The following is a 23,130-nucleotide window of genomic DNA, read 5'->3' on the forward strand; positions in this document are numbered from 1 at the left end:
GAGCCGACAAGACCAACGAGAGACCGCTCGCGTTTTCCGTTGGGGACGCGGCCTGAAAATCGGGTACCGGTGAAGCCTCCCTGAGGTCCGTTGTTTATTAACACTCAGGGAAGCGGTGGTTTATCCAACTAATGTACGTCGATGTTAAGTGTGGGTTATGTTTGAATCATTGCAGCCTTCGGGAAAACAGGTAACAATGCCCAAACAACAAGACATTCTCGTAAGAAAACACGTCGAATGTCCGCGCTGTGGCGCTAAAATCCTTTTTTGTCGCAGCGACATCGAGCAGTTCAGATGCGCTTGCGGACAGGTTTTTCTCCCTCTGGAGACGGCTGCAGTCGGGAGAAACTCCTGACAGCCTAGTCGGATTCGGCCGATCAATCGGTCACTTCGGACCGGACCGGCGAAAACCGTCTCAGGCCCGTAGGCTGTGACATCTTCCTCCGAGAGGTGACCTTCTGAAATCCGGCCTATTCGCCGTGGAGCAAACGTCGGGGAAAAGGAGCTTCACGGAAATGGCCGCTGGAACCCGGAGCGTTCGGTATCGCACGCGATTTCTTCTCCGGAACAGTTCGGCTCCGCCTGCAGCACAAAAGCCAGAACGAGACTCCCCCGCCTCAAATTCGGCGCCTTTTTTTCTTGACATTTCAGCGTATTCACTCGTTAGTATACCCATCCCTACGTATCGAGAAGATCATGGCACATCGACCTCACATCGGTTTTGAAGACGCCCGGTCCATTGTACGGGATACCCTTTCACCTCTGAGCCCGCTGGAAGTTTCCATTTTCGATGCGAGCGAATTGATCGCTCACGAAGACATGGTGGCGCGCGTGGACTGCCCCTCTCTCTCCTCCTCCATGAAGGATGGTTTCGCCGTTGTCTCGATTGACCTGACGGATGCTCGGGAAGACGCTCCCAAACGGCTTTCGGTCACTGGGATGTTGGCGGCGGGTCGTCGAAGTCCACTGAAGGTGAGGTCCGGAACCACGGTAAGGATCATGACGGGCGCCCCTCTCCCTGAGGGGGCCGATGCCGTTCTTTCAGAGGAATACGCGCGGGTTGAGGGGGAAACGATCCTCTGTTTGCGGGAAGCGGAAGCCGGAAGAAATGTTCTGTTTCGGGGAAGCGACGTCAGGATGGGGGAGCCGGTGGTGCGAAAGGGACAGTTTTTGGCCCCCGCGGTCACCGGCTTCATGGCGGCTGCGGGCATTGACCGCGCGTGGGTGGTCCCATTACCTAAAGTGGGCGTTGTCGCCACGGGCGCGGAAGTAGTGATGCCCGGCTGTTCTCTACGGCCCGGCGAATTGTACGCCAGCAACCTGATCACCCTGATATGCTGGTTGAAACACTTCAGAATGAAGACCCGGTTCGCGTCGGCTCCGGATCGCGAGGCGGATATCCGGGCGGCGATTGAATCCGTAGTGAGAGACGTCGATGTATTGCTCACAAGCGGAGGCGCCTGGAGAAGCGAACGAGATCTTACTGTACGGGTCCTCGAAGAAATGGGTTGGAATCCCCTGTTTCGCGGTGTTCGGATGGGTCCGGGTAAGGCAGTGACGTTCGGGCTGCTGGACGGAATACCCGTATTCTGTCTGCCGGGCGGCCCCCCTTCAAATGAGATGGCTTTCCTGCAGATCGTGTTGCCGGGGTTGATGATCATGGGTGCTCGGCCAAAGGCGCCTTTTCGTGATGAAGTGGTGCGCCTGGCGGACCGTGTGACCGGCGACAAAACATGGACCCAATTCATATATGCCGATCTGGTGGAAAGAGAAGGCGAGCGGTGGGCCGCTCCTCTTCGTCTTAAGAGCCGGCTTCGCAGTCAAGCTTGCGCCCGGGCCGTGATCCGGATTCAGGAGGGTAGGGAATCGATCGAGGAGGGGAGCGCTGTTTCGGTTCAAATCTTAGGTGAACCCCAAGCCTAATCTTTGGTGCGTGTTCGGAACGGTCTCCAAATCCCGCGGGGAATGGGAGCGTTTGAATTACAAGGGTGCAATCGACGTTGAATAGGACCGAGGGTGGGAAGTTCGGAATCGGCCTTGAACTTTAATGTAAGAAACGGGTACTGTGGCTCGTCCTTCTGAACTCGGAGCTGTCCTCGATAATCGAAGAAAGTGGCGGAGATGACAAGACCGAAGTCCGGTCCCGCAGTGGTATCCATCGTAGGAAAATCCAATTCAGGAAAAACTACGCTGATAGAGAAACTCCTTCCCCGCCTTGCCAAAAGAGGCATCCGGGTGGGAACGGTCAAACACGATGTGCACGGTTTTCAGATGGACCGGGAGGGCAAGGATAGCTATAGACACAAGAAGGCCGGAGCTCTGATCACCGTGATCTCGTCTCCTCGTCAAATCGGAATGGTTCGGGACGTTGACCATGACCATCGGATTGAAGAACTGGTGGACCGGTATTTCCCGGACGTTGATTTAGTCCTGACGGAAGGATACAAGCGCGAGAAGTGGCCCAAAGTGGAAGTACATCGAAAAGAACTCCGAAGAAGCCTTATCAGCACCGCGGACGAAGGTCTGATCGTCGTGATGAGCGACGAGGACCTGAGCGTGGAGGTTCCCTGTTTTCATCTCGACGATGTCGATGCTTTGGCCGAGTTTCTCGTATACACATTTCACCTTGACGACGCAATGGACGATCAGAATGGGTAAGCGAAGCAGAGACGGGTATTCGGCCAAATGGGGATCGGAAATCCAGGTTGACGACAGGCTTGCCGAAGCGGTTCTGGCAAGATCGAATGATGGAAAAATTAAATGCGCCCAGGCATTTCTAGTCGTTTCCGAATGGCGCGTAGGTCCGCTTGAAGTAGGTCGCGTCGCGGACCTGAAGGAGCTTCGAATCACTCACTGCCAGCTGGGACTCTTCGGCTATGGCGACCAGAAGAAGGCGGTTACGCCTGCGGCTGAAATCCGGCCGGACCTCGAAGGCCTGGTGAGGAACGCACTCGAGGACGAGCGTCTCACGTGCGCCGAAGCCTGGAAAATTGCAGAGAGTTGTCATGTTCCGAAAATGGAGGTGTCCGCCTTGTGCGAACGGCTGCAGATCAAAATCGGTTCATGCCAATTGGGGGCTTTTTAGCCTTGTTGAAAGAATAGTAAGTACATCGGGAACGCGATACCGTGCTTTGGAGACACGTTCAAGCCCCATCCTACGGAATGTCCGGCACTGTATGGGTTTACCGGTAATGTCATCGATGCTTGACGAACGGATGCGGTGAGCGAAAGTGGAGATTATTAGCCCGACCACTGTCCAGAAAGCGGATATTGCGGTCTGTATGCCGTGTTTCGGCGAAGCGGAAACCATGGCCCATGCTGTGCGTGCCGCGTCGGAGAGCCTTTCCCGGTATTTTGGTAAAATAGCGGGCGTAATAATTGTTATGGGAAGTGGAACCGCTGAGGACCTGGATCTGTTCCGAAGGACCGCTACAGACGTCCCGAAGATCTACATACAGGCAGAGAGCGACGCGTTACACGAAAAGAACGGCTTTCGGAATATGTTCCGAGAGACATGACCGTAGGGCGGTCGTTCCGGACAGGGTATTTTCTCTGGGGGCGCCGCTGCTCGAGTCATTTGATTACGTATCGCCATTGTACGTGCAGCACAAATGGGAGGGCCTTTTGAACAACAACCTCGCGTATCCCATGACTCGATCGCTGTATGGCCGCAGAGTGCGAAACTCTATTTCCGGAGAGTTTGGATTCAGCGGCCGGCTGGCGCGCCTGGCCGGGAATGGCGGTGACGAGAGGGGGGCTATATCGCTGTCGGGGATCGACCTTTGGATGACGACGCTGGCGCTCAGCAACAACCTATCGGTGTGTCAATCTTTTGTGCGAAGGCCGTTCCCGTACCGCCCCCAACATAATGGCCTTGGCTCGCATCGTCTTTTTCGGGAAATCGTGCGTACGCTTTTTGACCTCATGATTCGATGCGAGTCTTTTTGGTTGAAGGTCAAGTGGAGTAAACCGACGGCAGTGCGGTCTAACAAGGATGTCAGGGAGCCGGTGTTTTCACCGGAGGGTCCGGAAGTTGCTCTTAAAGACCTCTACCTTGAGTTTGAACAGGGATGTCGCAGGAATTTGCCGCTTCTGAAATCGGTTTTCAGTCCACGTGTATATGAACAACTGACCGAGGCTCTATCCGAAAAGCAGGACGAGTTCGGAGTTTCTACCGAACTTTGGGCCAAGATTCTCTTCGACACGGCGGTGGCTTATCGGGATGCCAAAGAACTTCGAGGCGGCTTGGTGGATTTTCTTTTGTATGCGTATCAGGGTAGGATACACTCGTATCTTAAAGAGACACGCACAATGTCTGCAGCTCAGGCGGAGATGTACGTCGAGAACGAATGTGCGGTTTTTGAAGAAACCAAAACGCACTTGGTAAGGCGTTGGAAGGGAGAATAAATGAAAAAAATACTCATAGTGGATGATGAGGAGCATATTCGACTTCTATATTCCGAGGAATTGGCGGACGAGGGGTACGAAGTTATTACGGCGGACGGCGGTCATAAGCTTCTGGAACGCATCGAGAAAGAGAAACCGGACCTGGTGGTGCTCGACATCAAAATGGTCGAATATAATGGTCTGGATCTGTTGCAGGATATCAGAAATCAGTATTACGAGCTTCCGGTAGTTTTGTGTACGGCCTATGACGCCTTTAAAGAGGATATCAAGAGCGTTGCCGCGGACTATTACGTGGTGAAATCGTTCGATTTGACCGAGTTGAAGCAGACCATAAAGAAAGCTTTGGAAGCCGGAGTTCAGAAAGACTAGGCCTCATTGCTTTAGACTGGCCAACATCAGAAAGCCTGCTGAGAGAAAAGTAAGGTTTGCCATCCAGGCGGATAGAAGGGGAGGCAGTATGCCCGAGCGCCCGAATGACAGACTGAGACTCAACAGGACCCAGTAGAGAAACGCCAGTCCGATGCTCATGCCGACGCCAACGGCCACGGTGCCGCTGCTCCTGGTTCGTAAGGCCAGTGGATACCCGACGAGGGCCATGATCACACAAACAAACGGGAAGGCGATCTTGTGATGAAGATCTGCGCGGTAGCCTATCGAATTATAGCCTTCACGTTTGATCTTCCGAATGTAGTTTCTAAGCTCGGCAAAGGACATTTCATCCGGATCGCGTATGATGTGGCTGAAGTCGCTTGGTCGTTCCTCGAGGGGGATGTCGAGAGTTTCGAACCTCTCTGATTTAATGCCTTTATTGGGAAGCAGCTCCTGCTTAAGGCCATCTATGAACTGCCATTCGCCGTTCTTCCAGCGGGCTTCACGGGCGTCTATCCGCTGTTGCAATCCGTGGTTTTCCGCAAAGCGGTACAATGTAACCCCCTTTAGACTCTGCGAAGGGGCGTCGTAAAGTACCACGTGGAATATAACCCCCTTCCCCCTGTACCAGAATCGCTCGTTTCGATACAGAGTGTTGAGGGGGCGTTTCTGGACCTGAATACGAAAGATGTAGTTCGTCTTCTGGTTGGCCAAGGGGAGAATGGTTTCGTTCAAAAAAAATAAGAAGAACGAAATGCAAACGCTGAAAAGAAGCAAGGGAACCAATAATCTATAGAAACTCAGTCCATTGGCCCGGAACATGGTGAACTCTCGATTTCTGGCCATAATACCGATGGAGAGAGTCGTGCCCATCAAGACGGCGGCGGGCAAAACCTGTTGCACCATCAGTGGGGTTTTGAAGACGATGTATTCGGCCATGACCCACAGGGAGACCTTGGCTTCCAGAAAGTTGTCCACCCGCTCGAAAAAGTCTACAATAATATAAATGCAGACAAACGAGGCCAGACACAAAAGGAAGGTTTTCAAGAACTCTTGAACCAAGTACCTGCTGATCGTATTCACAGCGGCTCTCCTCCGGGGTTTTGGACTATATCATGAATAGGCGCAGACACCAAATTATCCGGGTGGTCGTGGCGGACGCCCGTGTTTTTTTGAGCGAATTCCGTACGAATGTGAGATTATCCGAAGCGTTATGTTGATCAGGAATGAACTGGAGGAACTGGAGCGCAGGGAACTTTCGCGCTATGCGGCCAAGAGCGCGGAATCTCGAGGCCGAATGAGGCCGGAGCCGGAATGCGATCTGCGGCCGGCGTTTCAGCATGATCGGGACCGCATTGTGCACTCGAAGGCCTTCCGGCGACTTAAACACAAGACACAAGTATTTCTGGCGCCGGCGGGCGATCACTACCGCACGCGTCTGACGCACACGCTCGAGGTTTCCCAGATCGCCCGAACCATTGCCCGATGTCTGAGGCTTAATGAATCCCTCACCGAGGCCGTTGCCCTGGGTCACGACTTGGGGCACACTCCCTTCGGGCATGCCGGTGAAGATGTTCTGAACCGGATCGTGAAGGGAGGTTTTTCGCACCACAAACAGAGTCTTCGGGTGGTAGACGAGCTGGAAATGGCAGGGCGCGGGTTGAATCTGACCCTGGAGGTCCGAGACGGTATACTAAAGCATTCCAAGGGGAGAGGGCCAATTTTACGGGATCCCGGCGAGGGAGGGCCCATCACGCTTGAAGGGGAAGTTGTCCGGGTTGCGGATATCGTGGCTTACATCTGCCACGATCTGGAAGATGCGGAACGGGGGGGAGTGGTGAAACCGGGATCAATTCCTTCGATATGTGAAAAAGTGCTGGGAAGCACGAGTTCGGAGCGGATAGGATCCATGGTTCGAGATGTGGTAACCCGTACCCGGGAATCCGACGACGGGACCCTCCATATGAGCTCCTCGGTAACGGAGGCTATGTCGGACCTCCGGGATTTTCTGTATGAACGTGTCTACGAAGATCCGTGGGTGCGGAGCAGCTTCGTCCGAGCCTCGAAAGTGCTGGCGGAGCTGTACGAGTGTTTTCTCCGGGACGACGCTCTGTTTGAGAATGAAATTGGACAGGCCTCCCCCCGGGTTTCGAGAGAAAGGGCCGTATGTGACTTTATTGCGGGGATGACGGACCGGTACGCCCTGGATTTGTACGAAAGGATATTCTTGCCCAAGCCCTGGGGAGTGTTTTAGGCGTTTTCCCCTTTTCTTGACTCGACCGGCCCACTGTGATAGAGGCAGTTTCTGAAACAAGTTTGAATGGTTGGCGCGGACGACAACGAAGTTTTCTTTTTTCAGGACCCCTTATCCGGGCCATGAGTCTGTCGACCGGATTGAGAACTGCAAACAGCAAAAGTGGTTTACTGAATCCATGACGGAAAACGACGCCGAAGAGATCATCGAACTTACGGAGATTGTCGAGGAACCGGGCGGGGTTGCCGAGGATCCGGACGAAGAGGCCATACGCAAGGCTTTCGAAGAGGACGACTTCTTCTCCAAAATCGAGGAGGCGGATGTCTCTTCTGATCAAGCCGAAGGAGAGGGGTCCGGCGAGGAGAGCCCCGCTGGAGACGATGATTTCTTGGATGAACTCCTCGACGGCGGTGAGGGGGATCAGGAGGCGGGTCCCGATTCCGGCGACCGTTCCGACGAGGAACCGTCCGAGGACGTTGTCGATATCGAAGACATGCCGGAGCCCGAATCGGGAGGCCTTGAAACAGCCGAGGCAGGAATTCCCGATGACTTGGAAACGAGCTTCGAATTGGAGGAGTCTTTAGAAGAGGCTTCGGAGGAAGAACCTGGGGCTGAAGCCATCGACCGCGAGGACGCCGATGACGAGTTCGGAGAACTCGAGGATTTCAAGATTGATGTTTCTATTCCGGAGTCCGGCCCCGAAGACTTGAAAGAATCCGAGGGGATTCAATCGGCCGGGCGTTCGGGAACTTTCCCCCTATCGCGGGGTGAAGGAGAGACTCCATCCACCGGACGTGCGTCCGCGGAGAAACTGATGGGAACGGTGGAGCCGGAGAAGGTGGAAGCCATTCTGGAGCGGGTGGCGCGGGAGGTCTTGGGTGAGACGGCCGAGCGTATCTTTTCCGAAGTGGCCGAACGGGTGATCAAGGAAGAGATTGAACGCATAAAAGCAGAGATCAACCGGTTATCGAACCGAGACTAACATAGATACGGACTACAGAACGCACGCGGGGGATTCGATGCTGCAATCCCCCGTTATTTTACGGGGTCGTCGGCAATAGGGGCGATCACCGTCCAGAGAATGTGGAGAGCAGGATGAATGCCACGGACATTTCAAAATCTTACGATTTCAGGAACGTCGAGCTGAAATGGTACCGGTATTGGGAAGAAAACGGACTTTTCCGTGCCGACGAGACCAGGGACGAGAAGCCCTACTCCATAGTGATACCGCCACCGAATGTTACGGGTTCACTTCACATGGGCCATGCGCTCAACAATACCTTGCAGGACGTCCTCTGCAGATATAAACGGCTTAAGGGATTCAATGTACTATGGATGCCGGGTACGGATCACGCGGGGATTGCCACGCAAAACGTGGTCGAAAAGGAACTCGCTCGGGAGGGCAAGGACCGTCATGAACTGGGGAGGGAACAGTTCATCGAGAGGGTATGGCAATGGCGCTCGAAATACGGGGGCATGATCATCAACCAGCTCAAACGTCTGGGCGCGTCCTGTGACTGGAGCCGGGAGCGGTTTACCATGGACGAGGGCCTTTCGAGGGCAGTGAGAAAAGTCTTCGTGACCCTGTACCGGGAAGGGCTCATCTATCGTGGAGATTATATCATCAACTGGTGCCCGCGCTGCCGCACGGCTTTGGCGGACCTCGAGGTGGAACATCACGAGCAGGAAGGCCATCTCTATCACATCAAGTATCTGTTCCCGGGTTCAACAAAAGGACTTGTGATTGCGACAACGCGACCCGAGACCATGCTGGGGGACACGGCGGTGGCCATTAACCCCGAGGACCCAAGATTCAAGGATTTGGATCGGGAAGAACTGGTCCTTCCGTTGATGAACCGGGTGCTGCCTATTATCCGGGATAGTTACGTCGATGTCGGGTTCGGAACCGGTGTGCTGAAAATAACGCCCGCCCACGACGCGAACGACTTTCTTATCGGTGAACAGCACGGGCTCGAGTCCATCGTGATTATGGACGAGTCCGGGCGGATGAATGAAAACGCGGGCGCGTATCAGGGACTGGACCGGTTCGAGGCGAGGGGAAAAGTCGTCAAGGATCTGGAGAAGCTGGGTCTTCTCGAGAAGATCGAACCCTACCAACACAACGTAGGGCACTGCTACCGTTGCAGGACCATGATCGAACCGATCTTGTCCAAACAATGGTTCGTCAAGGTGGCCCCCCTGGCCCGCGACGCATCTAGGGCCGTAAGAGAGGGGAAAACGTCGATTATTCCTAAGATGTGGGAAAATACCTATTTTGACTGGATGGATAATATACGGGACTGGTGTGTGTCCCGCCAGATCTGGTGGGGACACCGCATACCTGCCTGGTACTGCAAGAATTGCCCTGAGATCGTGGTGGACATGGAAGAGCCCGAAACCTGTCCCAAATGCGGCGGGGAACTGGTTCAGGAGACGGACGTGCTGGACACCTGGTTCAGCTCCGCGCTCTGGCCTTTTTCCACCATGGGATGGCCGGATAAGACGCCTGAACTGGGCATCTTTTACCCGACCTCCGTCCTGATCACCGGATTCGACATCCTGTTCTTCTGGGTGGCCCGCATGATGATGATGGGCATTCACTTTATGAACGACGTCCATTTTCGGGACGTTTACATCCATGCCCTGGTGCGCGACGCCGAGGGGCAAAAGATGAGCAAGTCCAAAGGCAATGTCATCGACCCGCTGATCGTTATGGACAAATACGGCACGGACGCCTTCCGGTTTACCCTGGCCGCGTTCGCAGCCCAGGGTCGGGACGTGCTGATGAGCGAAGATCGAGTTGAAGGATATCGCCATTTTGTCAACAAGGTATGGAATGCTTCGAGGTTCGCCCTCATGAATCTCGAGGACATGGATTTGAACGTTGCCGTAGGGGACGCCGAGAGGACCCTTGCGGACCGATGGATTCTGAGCCGTACCGGAAAGGTGGCTTCCCAGGTCGCTCGGGCATTGGAGGAATATCGGTTCAATGACGCGGCTATGGATCTGTATCAGTTCGCATGGCACGAGTTCTGTGATTGGTACCTCGAGGAGGCGAAGCTGGTTTTCTACGGCAAGTATCGTGGGGAGAGCAAGGCCGCTAGTCAGCGGACGCTGTATGAAACGCTTCTCGCCCTGTTGAAAATGCTGCACCCCTTCATGCCCTTCGTAACGGAAGAGATCTGGAATCTCGTACCGGGCACGCAAAACAGCATCATGACGGCCACATACCCGGAATTCGAAAAATGGGTCGACAATGGGGTCGAGGAAGAAATGGCCCTGCTGATGGATGTGATTTCTTCTGTTCGCAACATCCGGGGCGAGATGCACATTCCGCCTTCCAAGGATGTGGATCTGATTCTCTACTCCACGAACTCGAGCGACCTCGAGCAACTGAAGGAACTGGATACCTACATACGAGACCTGTGCAAAGTGCAACAAATCCAATGGCGGCGGGACGGCGATCGTCCAAAGAAGGCAGCTTCCGCCGTTTGCCGGAATGTCGAGGTCTTCGTTCCCCTCGAAGGCCTGATTGACTTCGGATACGAATGCAAGCGCTTGAAAAAAGAGTTGGACAAGATCGACAAGGAATTGGGCTACGCCAGGAAGAAACTGGTGAACGAAGACTTCCTGAGCCGCGCGCCCAAGCAAGTGGTAGCCAAGGAGCGGGAAAAGGCGGAGGAGTTGGAAGGGCGGCTGAAAAAGCTGGAGGCCAACTACCAACGTATCGTAGCCATGGCGTCCTGACGTTCAAGGAGTTCGACCCGCCTTGGAATCCGATTCGCCTTCGCGCGCGACCGGCCCCGCCGACACGTTTGTCCCTACATGGCGGGGAGGGGCGGCTATGGAGGCGAGGGGATGCGACCCACGGCCTCTTTCAGCCGCCGCGCCACGTCTTTCTCGATTTCCAGGGGAAAACCGTCCACGGAAGCCTCCGGAATTCCGCTGATCCCATCCACCGCGCCGCGTCTGACTATGGTCCGGATGTAACTCTCGATCCGCTCCGGTGAAGGCAGCAGGTCAAGGCGTGCGAAGATCTGGAGATAGGCCAGCAGCCCATACGCCCCCCAGTTCGATACTCCCGAGACAATGAGATGATCGGCCGGGACTACGGAGGGCTGCTCGATAAGCGCCGACTGCCGCAGCTCCCGGACCAGGTTTCCCATGCCGATTTCATTGCCGCCGTCTCCCACCGCCACCGTCGTGAGCCGGGAATGATTCAGAAGGAACAAGGCGTCGATGGGCGCGGTCCGGTCACCGATGTCCTCGCCTCGAACATTTAAGTATACCCCGTTTCGGTTGCGCCCGCATCGTTCCACAGATATCAGGAGTACCGGATCCGTCCGATCCAGTATCGCCCGGGCCCGGTCAAACCCGAGACCATCCTCCGTGGAAAACCGGATCAGACGATCTTCCGGAACCTCGGATTCGAACAGCGGCGATACGATCTCATCCACTGCCAGGAAAGGCCGAAAAGACAATTCTTCCAGGGCCTTATATACGAAAAAAGCCCCCGGTGGACCGTCCGTCTCGGGCGATCCATCCACGCAGAAGCCCGTCGTGACGATGACGTTTCCCCTCTCAAGGTGGACTATGGCTCGGGCGGCGTCACGAATAAAACACGGTCCCAGCCGCTCCGCCAAACGGTCCATTCCTCGATTTCCCAAGGAAAGGACGATCTCTTCAACGGTCATGACCGAGTGTCCATACGGGTCCGGGTAACGAATTCATGCAAAGGGAGAGGCGACTGATGATTCGCCCTTATCCTTAGTCCGACCCGCCCCGTCCCTCTGGAAGAGGGCCGGAGTCAACATGTTCGGCCTCTCGCCCGTTCAGTTCGTCGGCGATCTTAACGGCCCAAGCCCGGAAGGAAGCTCCCCTGTCCTCGTAGTTTTTGAACAAGCCGAAGCTGGGAGACGCCGGTGAGAGGAGACACGCTTTTCCCCTGGGCGTCTTCTCGAAGGCGATGCGTACCGCCTGTTCCATATTTTCTGCAAAAAAGGACGGTATCTCGTCCTGGGAATCGGTGTTTTCAGACCGATAGGCCTGAAGAATAGCTTTGCCCGTTTCGGGGAATAGAATCAGGGCGTCCGGCCGGCGCCGGACGATGCATCCGGCCAGCGGATGGTAATCGACGCCGCCGCGGTCGTGGCCTCCGGCGATCAGGCTGCCGACTCGCCCGTCGAAATGTTCCAGAGCGGCTACGGCGCACTCGGGGATGGTGGAGATCGAATCGTTATAGAATTCGATGCCCCTGAACAGTCCCACCCGTTGGAGACGGTGTTCCAGCGGCTTAAAACGCCTCAGCGCCGTTCGTATGTCCGGAGTGGGGACGCCCAGAAGTTTGGCTACGATGATGGCGGGGATCACATTGTTCAGATTGAACGTTCCCGGCAGAGGGAGGTCCGCCACGGGAATGACTTCCTCGATCTCTTCCCCCTCCTCGAAATAAATGCGGCCATCCTCCACCCAGCAGGGCCGGGCCTCTATATCCTCCGGTGCGTAGGCGATGGATATGGCTTTTGTGTTTTGCGCGATGTGCACGAACGGTTCGAACGAACCGTTGTAGATGAGGCGCTTATTCGAGGAGGCGTTCCGGACGATGTTGGACTTGGCCTGGGTGTAGGCGTCCATGTTTCCATAGTAGTCCATGTGTTCCACATAGAGGTTCAACAGTACGGAGATGTCCGGTCCGGCGGTCACATTCGCCAGTTGGTGACTGGAAAGCTCAAAGACCACCAGGGATCGAGGGCCGAGTTTTTCGAGTATGTCCAGCGCGGGGATTCCAATGTTGCCGATGAGATGCACGTCGGGATGATAGGAAGACAGCAACGCGTGAATGAGCGTCGAGCACGTGCTTTTCCCCTTGGTGCCCGTAATGCCCACCACGGTTCCGGGACACGCCTTGAGAAAGAGATCCGTTTGCGACGTGATTTTGTGCAGATGACGGGCCAAGCCGGGTGTTGAATAGGGAATTCCCGGTGTTTTCAGGAGGAGATCGTAGTTCTCCAGCGAACTCAGGTAATCGGGTCCCACATACAAATCCGCGTCAGGATCTTCCCGCAGCCGGGGGATGGCCGGGTTGTCGGGGTCCTTGTCCGCGACTCCCAGGCGTCTGCCCGGAAAGAGGCGACGCAACAGCCGGTAACTGCTGCCGCCTTCCTTTCCAAGTCCCAGGATCAGCAGGCGTTTGCCTTCCAGCAAACGCCGTATTTGGTTCAAGGCATCCATGTTCGCATCATGTCGGCGAATTCCTGCGGAAGTGTGTTTCCAGTCCCGCCTCGCAATGCCGCTTCATATACATCCCATGCTTCTTCTTCCCCTTGCAGGGGCGCAAGCGTCTTGGCGTACTCGAGAAGAGCCGGCAGCGGCTTCCCGGAGGCCGATCGTTTCTTCAGCGCTAGCCCGAGGGCCTGCCGAGTCTCGTTTTCCGTACCCACGCAGTCGAAGGGTTTCAGTCCCTCCTCTCCAACGAGCTGTTTCAGGGTGGGGAGCAGATCCCTCATCGAGAAGAGGTCTCCTCCGAAAATCCGCGAAAGCGTCTCTTCCGAAAGAAAAGGAGACAGCATCGTGTAAACGAACAGACATTTCGAGCAGGATCCGCACCATCTGTCCGTGCTTCGTCCCACGTTGCAACTCTTGAATGCATCGAAATACTTGGGGAAGTGCGAGAACACCTCGGCAATCCGAAGCTCGTCGAGGTCGCGAAGCAGGCTGAAATACCGGATTTCCGGATGGAGGTACGTCCGCACGTAGGCGCTGAATTTTCGCTCGAATTCAAGACTCTTGGAATATTGATGGTTAACGGTCTTACCCAGATACCGAGTGTTGCCGACATCCGAACTCTTCTCGTTGGAAACAATGATGTTCCGGCATCCGACCAGACGGGCGCATAACACGCCCAGGAATCCCAGGTACGCCGAGAAGGGAGTGTGTCCGTTCAGGTATCCTTCGTCGTTCAGTCGCAGCAGTGTGGGATGGATTGCCCGTCGAATCGTGAGAAAACGCTCTCTTGGGAAACCGGCAATCTCAGCCGTCTCGATCATGGCGGGCGTGGGGTTCAACATGAACGCCCAGGAGCGGGGCAGCATTTCTTTCAGTATTTCGAGGGTCACCACCGTGTCCTTCCCGCCGCCGATGGGAATCAGGCTCCCTTCAAGCTCGGCCCCCGAAGCTCCGCCGACGTGGGAAGAGGGACCCTCGGGAACTCGGAATTCGAGAAGGTGAGGGTCCCTGAAATCGATTTGATTGACGAAAAAGAATTCGCCCAGACCGTTGATGAACAGGTCCTTCCACCAAGCCTGCTGTGTCTCGTCGAGACGGCCGCACTCGATGATGATTTCACCGGGACATGCGCACTTCCAGTAACTGATGAGTTCGATCATCCCAAGGTGGAAGACCAGGTTTTCCAACTCATGTTCGGGCACCGGGACGAAGGCTTCCGGAGGCTTCACGATGGAGATTTCGGGAGTGAAACGGATGTTCGGGGAAAGCTCGAATTCGAAAGCCGCGTCGAGGTGTTGAGCCCTATCTTCGATACGGAAGCGTTTGAAGCGAAAATAAGGATGTCGAGTTCTCAGTTTTTGAAACCGGTTTCTGTCGGGCATGGGGACTACTTCATCACATAGGTGCGGTTGGCGCGGTCCTGCAGGACAACATGTTGGTACGTCTTCTTGTCCGCCTGATCGAACCATTCGAGGGCGGTCTTCGTGCATTCCGGACACGAATGTCTGGGATTATGCACGGCCAGGGTCTTGTGGCCCCAACTGGATCGGGAATGTATGCACCAGGCGCCGGCGCACTGCCTGCAGACTCGAATCAATTCCGATTGTTCGTCCTGGATCATGTCCGTGTCGTAATGGATGCAACGGCTGCGCTTAATGATCGTGCCGTCGCTCTGGCAGTGCCTCAAATGCTCCTCGCCTACAAAATACGCGTTCAGCTCTTTGGCCAGCCGCTGAATGAAGGAAGTGATATCCCGGGGTTGCGGTTTATACTCGACATCATACCTGGGCTCCCGAACGTGGGAGTAATCCAATCCCGCCAGGGCCAGTATGATTCCCACGTTTACATACGGCAGGCTGTCTTCGATGGAGTACCCTCCCTCGAGCACGGCCAGGTGGGGCTTGAGCCGGCTGGTGAGCGTGGCGTACCCCTGGGCGGAAAAGTTCATGTTGGTGATGGGATCTGAATAATGATTGTCCTGTCCCGCGGAATTCACCACAAGCTCCGGCTCGAAGCGTTCCAAAGCCGGGATGACGATCTCGTCGAGCACGTACAGGAATCCTTCCTCCCCCGTATTGGGCGGCAGAGGTATGTTGAGGGTGGTTCCTCGGGCATTGATGCCGCCGAATTCAGTGGGAAATCCGGAACCGGGATACAGGGTCCTTCCGTCCTGATGCATGGAAATGAACAGGGTCTCCGGATCGTTCCAGTAGATGTCCTGGGTTCCGTCTCCGTGGTGGCAGTCCGTGTCCACTATGGCCACTTTTCGGACGCCGTACGTGTCCCTGATGTACTCGATCATGATGGCTTCGTTGTTTACATTGCAGAAACCCCGATTCCCATAGACGATCCGGGTGGCGTGATGACCCGGCGGGCGAACCAGGGCGAAGGCGCACTCGACTTCTTTTTTCATCAACGCATCAGCAGCGACCATGCACCCACCCGAAGAAATCAGGTGACTCTCGGTAGTGACGGCCCGTTCGTCGGGAAAGCAGAAATGAACCCGCCGGATGTCCTCATAGGTGGCGGGTCTGGCGCGATATTCGGTGATCCCGGGTATGTCCAGCAGTCCTTCTTCTATGATCTGATCCTGGGTATAGAGGAGTCGTTCTTCGCGCTCAGGATGGGTGGGACTGATGGCCCAGTCAAAAGCGGGAAAGAAGACGAGACCTGTTTTATTCTTGGCTCTCAACATAATTGAACCCTGTATTCAAAAAGAATATCTCCTGTAAAGTCCGGGTGTGACCTGGGCTTTCAAGCGGATGTTCTTGCCCACCTTGTGAAAGCCCCGCACCATGTTGTATGCGCCCTCTTCGGTGATTCTTGTCTTTAGCCCTTCAGGATCAGCCCCTTCGCGAAGGGCGCGCTCCCTCAGTTTGTCCAGGGCCAGGGCTCTGGCTTCTTCGATGGTGAACGTCGGGGGGATGCCTTGTTGAAAATCCTCTTCCGGTATGAGCACCACGCCAAGAGCCGTGTCCGCGTGCAGCGTCAGTTCGGAGGTTACCCTCGCACAGGCGGCGCCCACGGCGTTGGCCGCCTTGTAATATCTTGGTACAATGGTTGGAAGCCCTAGCGCCCTTTCGAGATAGGGGGCGAAATTCGGAGCCGGACCTCCGATAACGATGATTTTTTCCGGCTGTACGTAACGACCTTGGATAACTTCATGGATGGTGTACACGGGTTGGCTGTTGATTTCCTCGATGAATTCCCGTGCCTTTTCAGCAATATGACATGCGGTCCTTTGAATGACAGCTTCTGCTATGCTCCGCGGATCACTGCAGAGTGGTCGCGCCAGGCTTTTCATGGCTTCGCAAGCAAGGTGCGGCTTTCCCGCCGCCATGCTTTCCAACACAATAAAGGCGTCCGTGGGTGTAGGCGCCGGTCCGCCCATGGCGGCCGGCGGCCCCAATCGGTTCGGTCCGACCTTCAAAGCTCCGTTCTCGTCGATTCGAACCTGGCTGTCTCCTCCTGCGCCGATGGATTTGGTGCACAGGGAGGGGATAAGAGTCTTGTAGGGGCCGAGTTGAATCCCGTTGGGATTCATCAACGGCCGGCCGTCCAACAACAGCGCCATGTCGGTGGTCGTTCCTCCGATGTCCAGCACAAGCGCCGTATGATTGGCTCCGCACAGGGCCATGGCCCCCACCACGCTGGCGGCGGGACCGGACTGGGCCGTGTGCGCCGGATGATCCAGGGTCCGCTCCATCAGAACGGCGCCGCCCTCCGGCTTGAGCAGAAAACTCGGAGCCGTCAGACCGAGACAATCCAGAGTGGCCCTCAGCGCTTCCACGAAACGAACGTGAATATCACTGATCGCGGCGTTGAGGTAGGTGGTTTGAATGCGTCTCGGGAAGTTCAGCGCGCCGGAAACCGTATGGCCCAAGGAAATGTATTTGAAATGATCCCGAACCCAGGAGTGGACGAGCAGCTCGTGTTTCGGATGCCGCACACTGAATTTCCCTACGATGCCTAAATGATCGATTCCCTTGGACGTGATTTCCAGCCGGGCGCGCTCGACGGCTTTCTCGTCCGGAGGGACGACTTCCACGCCGCGGTGGTCCACAACCCCGGGTATGACATGGTATGAAGGACCTACGGAAAACGCAGCCGGATCCAGTCCGGGTCCGGCGAAGACCATCATTCCGACGTCTCTGAGCTGGTCCTGAACCACCGCATTGGTGGCCAGGGTGGTCGAAAACACCATGCGTTCCAGGTTGACCAGAGGTATGGTTTCCAAGGTCCTCGATAGGGCAAATGTCAACGTTTGCATCAGGTCGGAAGTGGTGGGGGTCTTTACCACGCGGGCCACGCCGCCCGGAGAAATAAGAGCCGTATCCGTGTGGGTGCCGCCGACATCCAGTCCGAGAATCATCAGGCTACTCCATCCATCGTCGTGCAAGTGCGTTCCTCAGGCACGCGAAACCATGCGATCGATGCCTGAAACCCCTGCGAATGCAACCTTAGGTCGCGCGTGTTTCTCGAATGCGGCGCGCCGAACGGCAACCCGGCAGGAGTCCAGGGAAAAGCGCGTGCAGAGCTGCACCAGCTCTCGTACAAAGGTACTCAATGTAGATGAATCCCACATCCGTTTCAAATCCTTTTTCAGCTTCCTGGTCCGGCTTCGGAGGGGCGAGCAGGTCGCTTTTCCGCACAAAGGAAGGAAAAAAAATTGCGGGCGAGAAGACAAAGGTGATATAGATACACTTTGCTGGAAGAAAAAGTGGGAGAATAGCTCTACGTAAAACGGCTCCACGCCTGGAATGAAGAGGGATCGAAACGGGGTGGAGTCCGTGCTTTTTGAAGGCCGTGCGACCGGGGGGCGCAGGCGCCCGTATCGGGAGTCGCCTCACGTTCCCGTTTTTCGTGCGTTCGGATGAATCGGTTGCCGTGCACACGGTTGCGTCCGGCGCAAAAGGTGTTATCTTTACAGGGAAAAGTTTCACATATGCTCACAAAAAGAATCATACCGTGTCTGGATGTAAGGGACGGTAAGACCACCAAAGGCATTAAGTTCAAAAACAACATCGACATCGGCGATCCCGTGGACATGGCCCGCCTCTACTACGAGGAAGGCGCTGATGAGATTGTTTTCTACGACATTACGGCCTCGGCGGAAGGCCGCGACATTATGCTGGACGTGGTGAGCCGGGTCGCCGCCCAGGTGTTTATTCCTTTTTCGGTTGGAGGTGGAATACGCACCGTGAAGGACATGAGGGACGTCCTGCTGGCCGGCGCCGAAAAGGTGAGCGTGAATTCGGCGGCCGTTCTGAATCCCGAAATCATAAAGGAAGGCGCCCGGGCGTTCGGATCTCAGTGCGTGGTGCTGGGAATGGACGTGAAAAAGGTCGGAATACGGGATGGCATCCCGTCGGGTTATGAGATCGTGATCAACGGCGGACGAAGATATATGAACATCGACGCCTTGGAATGGGCTCGAAAAGGCGAGGCCTTGGGCGCCGGCGAAATCTGCCTCAATTCCATCGATGCCGACGGTACCCGGGAGGGTTACGAACTCGAACTCACGAAGCTGATTTCAACCAACGTGGGCATCCCGGTGATTGCTTCCGGCGGTGCGGGCGCGAGCGAGCACATCTCGGACGTACTCGAAAAGGCCAAGGCCGATGCGGCGTTGATTGCCTCCATGACGCACTACGGAGATTTCACTATTCGGCAAATCAAGGATCATCTTAAACAGCGGGGAATACCCGTTCGATATATCTGGTGAGAATCGTGTTGATGGATCGTCCAAAGGAATATTGTGGGATTTTTGGTATTTACGGCCATCCGGATGCGGCCAAGCTTACGTATTTCGGTCTGTACGCCCTCCAGCATAGAGGTCAGGAGAGCGCCGGCATCGTTACCAGCGACGGAAGGGAAGTCCGCCAGCACTTGGGCATGGGACTGGTTTCCGAGGTGTTCAACGACGGCAACCTGTCGGAATTAGGCGGCAACATGGCCATCGGCCACGTACGATACTCCACAACAGGTTCGTCGTTGTTCAAGAATGCCCAGCCTCTGCTCATTCAACACGGGTTTCAGAGCCTTGCCATAGGGCACAATGGAAACCTGGTCAACGCGGCGGAAATCCGCCGGGACATGGAGAAGCAAGGCCATATTTTTCAGACGACCATGGACAGCGAAGTGTTCCTCCACCTGATGGTGCCCTTCGAAAATCGGACGGAATTGGAAGAAGCCGTGGTTCGCGCTCTCGCGAAGGTAAAGGGGGCGTACTCCATCGTCGTCATGACCAGGGATACGCTCGTGGGCGCTCGGGATCCTCACGGCTTCAGGCCTTTATGTTTAGGCCGGCTCAACGGATCCTATGTTTTGGCTTCCGAGACCTGCGCCTTGGACCTTGTGGAGGCGGAATACATACGAGACGTGGATCCGGGCGAAATCGTCTTTATCGACAAGAACGGAATCCACTCGATCAAGCCTTTCGAAAAAGTGCGGTCCGCCAACTGCATCTTCGAATTCATCTACTTTGCACGACCGGACAGCAACATCTTCGGTCAGAACGTGTATCAGGTCCGTAAACGGCAGGGGCGCCAGCTGGCCCGCGAATTTCCCATGGACGTGGATTTCATTATGCCGTTTCCGGATTCGGGAAATTACGCGGCTCTGGGATACGCGGAATACTCGAAGCTGCCTTTGGAAATGGGCGTTATCCGCAACCATTACGTGGGGCGCACCTTTATCCAGCCGTCTCAGGTTATGAGGGAATTCGGCGTACGTGTTAAACTGAATCCGGTCCGGTCCCTTCTGAAGGATAAAAGGGTTGTTGTTATCGAGGATTCCGTGATTCGCGGTACTACGACGCGAACGCGTATCAACACGCTGAGGACCGCCGGCGCCTCCGAGGTGCATATGCTGGTGAGTTGCCCTCCTCACCGGCACCCGTGCTTCTATGGCATCGATTTTTCGAGCAGAGGCGAGCTGATCGCCGCAAGCCATACCGTGGAAGAGATACGCAGGTTCATTGGACTGGACAGCCTGGGGTACCTGAGTCTGGATGGGCTTCTGGGGGCCACGAGAATGGATCGCGAATGGTTCTGTCTGGCCTGTTTTGATGGAAATTATCCGATCGAGGTATGTGAGGAATTTTCCAAGTACTGCATGGAAGGTGTCGAGGCCCGTCCGGTCTGAGAGTCATCGTCGTTGTTTTCCAAAGGAGTTTTCATGAAGTCGCGCTCAGCATGGTGGTTTGCACTTCCCTTGTTGTTCGTGCTCGTTTCCCCGTCCCACGCCTTCAAGCTGGAACCGTTGAGCTTCAACGGAATTGCCTGGGGAACCGATGTCCAAGGTCTGAAGGACATGGTTCTCGTGGAAAGCCAGGATAACGACAAGATGTACGTTCGCGTGAAGGAGGAGGACATGATGGGCGTCGCCAAGCTGGATCGCACCTCGTACCTCTTCTACAAAAATCGTTTTTGTGGCGCCGTCGTCGAATTTTCTGGAAAAAAGAATTTCGAAGCTTTAAAAAGTCAACTGTTTCGCAGATACGGAATAGCGCATCGACAGAACGAGGACGCGAACGTATATACGTGGGGCACGCCCGGCGACGATAACGTCAACATCATTTTCGAGTATGAGGCAAAGTCCGAGCAAGGTACGATTACCTACATGTATATCCCCATCGCCAAAGAGAAATATGCTGCAGAGAAAAAAGAAACGGAATCTTCAAAATAGAACTTTGCGCAGACGGACCTTCCGTTGGCGGGAGCCCTCCGGGTTCTGCCGGGATGAGGATTCACAGGGATGAGAAGCCGCTCGGGATATTGGATGATCGCAAGGACTCCAGGGGAGACCGCACCTCAGGGCGCCGCTTGCGCCGCTACACTTCATCTTCATCGTCTATTACGGACGCTGTTTCGGCGCCCGGGCCCTTGGCGCCGGGCTCCATCCCTTCCATACCGGACGGCATGCAAAGAGTCCTATGTCTTTGTCGACTCGTTGTGTATCGCTGAATAGGAGATCGTTGGTTTTCTTCGGTTGAGCTGTTACCCGCTTACACCGATGATGTATATGGTTGGACCATATTGGAACTTATCATGTATTACAACAGGGGACCGGAATGAACATTTACGTAGGGAATTTGTCGTACGGCGTCACCGAAGAGGACTTGCGGCTGGCTTTTGAAGAATTCGGCCAGGTTGAATCAGTTAATATCATAAAAGACAAATATACGGGGCAGTCCAAAGGGTTCGGATTCGTTGAGATGCCCTCCTCCGACGAAGCCCGATCCGCCATCGAGGGAATGAACGGAAAAGAGGTCAAAGGCCGAAGCGTGAACGTCAACGAAGCTCGCCCCCGAGCTGAAGGCGGCGGCGGTGGTCGGGGCGGCGCCGGTGGCGGAGGCGGCGGACGACGAAGCAGTGGCGGCGGTGGAGGCGGAGGAGGGAGACGAGGACCCGGAGGTGGGAGTGGTGGTGGAGGAGGACGAGGAGGAAGCGGTGGAGGCGGCGGCGGACGTCGTTCCTACTAATCCGACTGCATCGCGGTTTCCGTTTCTATAGTCATCGTTCGCGGGGGGAAAACGTTTCATTCCGCCGAAGGCGGATCCCCCCGGGTACGTCCCTTTAAAACCGTTCAGGCCGGCGCGCTGCCTATCCGGAGGCGGACGCCCCAGGCCAGGGGTATGCGGAGGGGTTGAGGAACTCGTCTCCGGCGGATTTCCCTGTCCGGGGAAACGGTATCTGTTTTTGCAGCTCAACACCAGAGCTTTTGCCGGCGTACACTCTCCGTCGACAAAAGCCACAGGCAAGCTTGTTGTAAGCCGCATCGCGGAGAGTACGCACATGCCGCAAGAGAAAACGCCGACCAAAGGCAGCAAATTGGATGAGGTCATTGCCCGGGCCAGGGAGGACCTCGAACGCCGGCAGAAGACCTACCGGGACCGGGCCCTCAAGCTGTTTCCCTGGGTCTGCGCCAAGTGCGGGCGTGAATTCGACGGCAAGAATCTCCGTCAACTGACGGTCCATCACAAGGATCATAACCACGATAACAATCCGCCCGACGGCAGCAACTGGGAACTGCTGTGCATCTACTGCCACGACAACGAGCATTCGAGATATCTGGATGCGGAATGGCAGGAAGCACCTAGTGCCGGAAGCCAGACAGCCACCACCTCCACGTACCAACCCTTCGCCGATCTTCAGGCCCTGCTGAAAAAAACGAAGTAAACTTGCGGCGGCAAGATAATTAGGCAATAAAGAAATCTCTTACATCAATCAAAGCGTCCAAATCTCGGTTCCCTTTCCCTCCGGGGGCGGGGTGAGGGTCATTGCAGCTCCCGCCGGATTACCTCCAGCACAGATTCGAAGGATTGGAGAACTTCATGGTTCCAGAAGCGGATGACACGCAATCCCTTTTCCTCCAGAAAAGCGGTCGGTACGTCATCACGTCTCCTGTTTTCTCCATGTTGTCCGCCGTCCACCTCGATCACCAGACATGCTTCATTACAGAAAAAGTCCACCACGTACGGAGGAATCGAGTGCTGGCGGCGGAATTTGTTTCCTGCGAGTCGCCTATTGCGCAGGATCGCCCAAAGATGCGCCTCCGCATCGGTTTGGTCCTTACGGAGATCTCGGGCGAATCGCAGCAGGTGCTTTGGGACCACGTCGGGGCCATGATATCCCTCACCCTGCCCTCTCCCAGAGGGAGAGGGGGATCCTGTTTGGACCTTTTGGTGATTCAAGAAGCTACCTCTTGTCTGTATGCTTTTTTCCGTGTCTTTGTTTTTGGCTTCAATCAGGGGACATCGGATCCGATGAGAACCGAGCACGCGGAGAATGTGTTCGATCGGGTGGTGGGAAAAAGCAAGAAAGAAATTTAAGCCGGTATTTGACAAAAACCTTCGAAATACTAGATTCATA

Annotated in this window: 20 protein-coding genes; 13 read left to right on the forward strand and 7 right to left on the reverse strand. The window is 55.5% G+C overall.

The genetic code is table 11. The annotated features are described in order from the left end of the window. Positions 1 to 696: 696 nt before the first annotated feature. The 5 genes from HY788_01835 (at position 697) to HY788_01855 (ending at position 4,776) form a co-directional block, all read left to right on the forward strand. Entirely contained in the window at positions 697 to 1,923 is a 1,227-nt protein-coding gene (locus HY788_01835; GenBank protein MBI4772917.1) for a molybdopterin molybdotransferase MoeA, read from the forward strand. A 198-nt stretch (positions 1,924 to 2,121) separates the two neighbouring features. Further along, positions 2,122 to 2,658: a molybdopterin-guanine dinucleotide biosynthesis protein B gene (gene mobB / locus HY788_01840; protein ID MBI4772918.1), complete on the forward strand. Its 537-nt coding sequence runs from the start codon at positions 2,122 to 2,124 to the stop codon at positions 2,656 to 2,658. Beyond that, a complete protein-coding gene (locus HY788_01845) occupies positions 2,651 to 3,085 on the forward strand; it encodes a hypothetical protein (GenBank protein MBI4772919.1) in 435 nt (144 codons plus the stop codon). Before mobB ends, HY788_01845 begins: the two co-directional genes overlap by 8 nt. Before the next feature lie 539 nt (positions 3,086 to 3,624). Beyond that, positions 3,625 to 4,407 (forward strand): hypothetical protein, encoded by a 783-nt coding sequence (locus HY788_01850; GenBank protein MBI4772920.1) that lies wholly within the window; start codon positions 3,625 to 3,627, stop codon positions 4,405 to 4,407. After that, on the forward strand, positions 4,408 to 4,776 hold the full coding sequence (locus HY788_01855; GenBank protein MBI4772921.1) for a response regulator: 369 nt from the start codon (positions 4,408 to 4,410) through the stop codon (positions 4,774 to 4,776). Positions 4,777 to 4,779: 3 nt separating this feature from the next. Here the strand turns inward: HY788_01855 and lptG are convergent, their stop codons facing one another. Continuing rightward, entirely contained in the window at positions 4,780 to 5,859 is a 1,080-nt protein-coding gene (gene lptG / locus HY788_01860) for an LPS export ABC transporter permease LptG (GenBank protein ID MBI4772922.1), read from the reverse strand. 130 nt (positions 5,860 to 5,989) lie between these two features. Here lptG and HY788_01865 point away from each other — a divergent pair, with 130 nt between their 5' ends. The 3 genes from HY788_01865 to HY788_01875 all read left to right on the forward strand — a co-directional run bounded on the left by HY788_01865 (position 5,990) and on the right by HY788_01875 (position 10,777). After that, complete coding sequence (locus HY788_01865) at positions 5,990 to 7,030, forward strand: deoxyguanosinetriphosphate triphosphohydrolase (protein ID MBI4772923.1); 1,041 nt, start codon at positions 5,990 to 5,992, stop codon at positions 7,028 to 7,030. Between the two features lie 178 nt (positions 7,031 to 7,208). Then, the gene (locus tag HY788_01870; GenBank protein ID MBI4772924.1) at positions 7,209 to 8,012 is read left to right on the forward strand and encodes a hypothetical protein; all 804 of its coding nucleotides are present in this window, start codon (positions 7,209 to 7,211) and stop codon (positions 8,010 to 8,012) included. 113 nt (positions 8,013 to 8,125) lie between these two features. After that, entirely contained in the window at positions 8,126 to 10,777 is a 2,652-nt protein-coding gene (locus tag HY788_01875; protein ID MBI4772925.1) for a valine--tRNA ligase, read from the forward strand. Positions 10,778 to 10,872: 95 nt separating this feature from the next. Here HY788_01875 and HY788_01880 read toward each other — a convergent pair whose 3' ends face one another. The 5 genes from HY788_01880 to HY788_01900 all read right to left on the reverse strand — a co-directional run bounded on the left by HY788_01880 (position 10,873) and on the right by HY788_01900 (position 17,627). Next, positions 10,873 to 11,724 (reverse strand): DUF4392 domain-containing protein, encoded by an 852-nt coding sequence (locus HY788_01880; protein ID MBI4772926.1) that lies wholly within the window; start codon positions 11,722 to 11,724, stop codon positions 10,873 to 10,875. 73 nt (positions 11,725 to 11,797) lie between these two features. Then, positions 11,798 to 13,261, reverse strand: coding sequence for a UDP-N-acetylmuramoyl-L-alanine--D-glutamate ligase (murD, locus tag HY788_01885; protein MBI4772927.1), 1,464 nt, complete (start codon positions 13,259 to 13,261; stop codon positions 11,798 to 11,800). Then, positions 13,249 to 14,637 (reverse strand): hypothetical protein, encoded by a 1,389-nt coding sequence (locus HY788_01890; protein ID MBI4772928.1) that lies wholly within the window; start codon positions 14,635 to 14,637, stop codon positions 13,249 to 13,251. Before HY788_01890 ends, murD begins: the two co-directional genes overlap by 13 nt. A gap of 5 nt (positions 14,638 to 14,642) precedes the next feature. Then, positions 14,643 to 15,950: a histone deacetylase gene (locus HY788_01895; GenBank protein ID MBI4772929.1), complete on the reverse strand. Its 1,308-nt coding sequence runs from the start codon at positions 15,948 to 15,950 to the stop codon at positions 14,643 to 14,645. Between the two features lie 15 nt (positions 15,951 to 15,965). Then, entirely contained in the window at positions 15,966 to 17,627 is a 1,662-nt protein-coding gene (locus tag HY788_01900; GenBank protein MBI4772930.1) for a hydantoinase/oxoprolinase family protein, read from the reverse strand. A gap of 573 nt (positions 17,628 to 18,200) precedes the next feature. On the opposite strand from HY788_01900, the gene hisF reads away from it, so the two are divergent. The 5 genes from hisF to HY788_01925 all read left to right on the forward strand — a co-directional run bounded on the left by hisF (position 18,201) and on the right by HY788_01925 (position 22,437). Beyond that, complete coding sequence (gene hisF / locus HY788_01905) at positions 18,201 to 18,980, forward strand: imidazole glycerol phosphate synthase subunit HisF (protein ID MBI4772931.1); 780 nt, start codon at positions 18,201 to 18,203, stop codon at positions 18,978 to 18,980. An 11-nt stretch (positions 18,981 to 18,991) separates the two neighbouring features. Beyond that, positions 18,992 to 20,401, forward strand: coding sequence for an amidophosphoribosyltransferase (locus HY788_01910; protein MBI4772932.1), 1,410 nt, complete (start codon positions 18,992 to 18,994; stop codon positions 20,399 to 20,401). Positions 20,402 to 20,434: 33 nt separating this feature from the next. Then, positions 20,435 to 20,944 (forward strand): hypothetical protein, encoded by a 510-nt coding sequence (locus HY788_01915; protein ID MBI4772933.1) that lies wholly within the window; start codon positions 20,435 to 20,437, stop codon positions 20,942 to 20,944. Positions 20,945 to 21,329: 385 nt separating this feature from the next. Then, positions 21,330 to 21,740, forward strand: a complete 411-nt coding sequence (locus HY788_01920; GenBank protein MBI4772934.1) for an RNA-binding protein — start codon at positions 21,330 to 21,332, stop codon at positions 21,738 to 21,740. A 313-nt stretch (positions 21,741 to 22,053) separates the two neighbouring features. Continuing rightward, positions 22,054 to 22,437, forward strand: coding sequence for an HNH nuclease family protein (locus tag HY788_01925; protein MBI4772935.1), 384 nt, complete (start codon positions 22,054 to 22,056; stop codon positions 22,435 to 22,437). A 98-nt stretch (positions 22,438 to 22,535) separates the two neighbouring features. Here the strand turns inward: HY788_01925 and HY788_01930 are convergent, their stop codons facing one another. After that, complete coding sequence (locus HY788_01930; GenBank protein ID MBI4772936.1) at positions 22,536 to 23,129, reverse strand: endonuclease domain-containing protein; 594 nt, start codon at positions 23,127 to 23,129, stop codon at positions 22,536 to 22,538. Position 23,130: the final 1 nt, after the last annotated feature.

This window comes from Deltaproteobacteria bacterium, assembly GCA_016208165.1.
Classification (GTDB): Bacteria; Desulfobacterota; Desulfarculia; order JACQYL01; family JACQYL01; genus JACQYL01.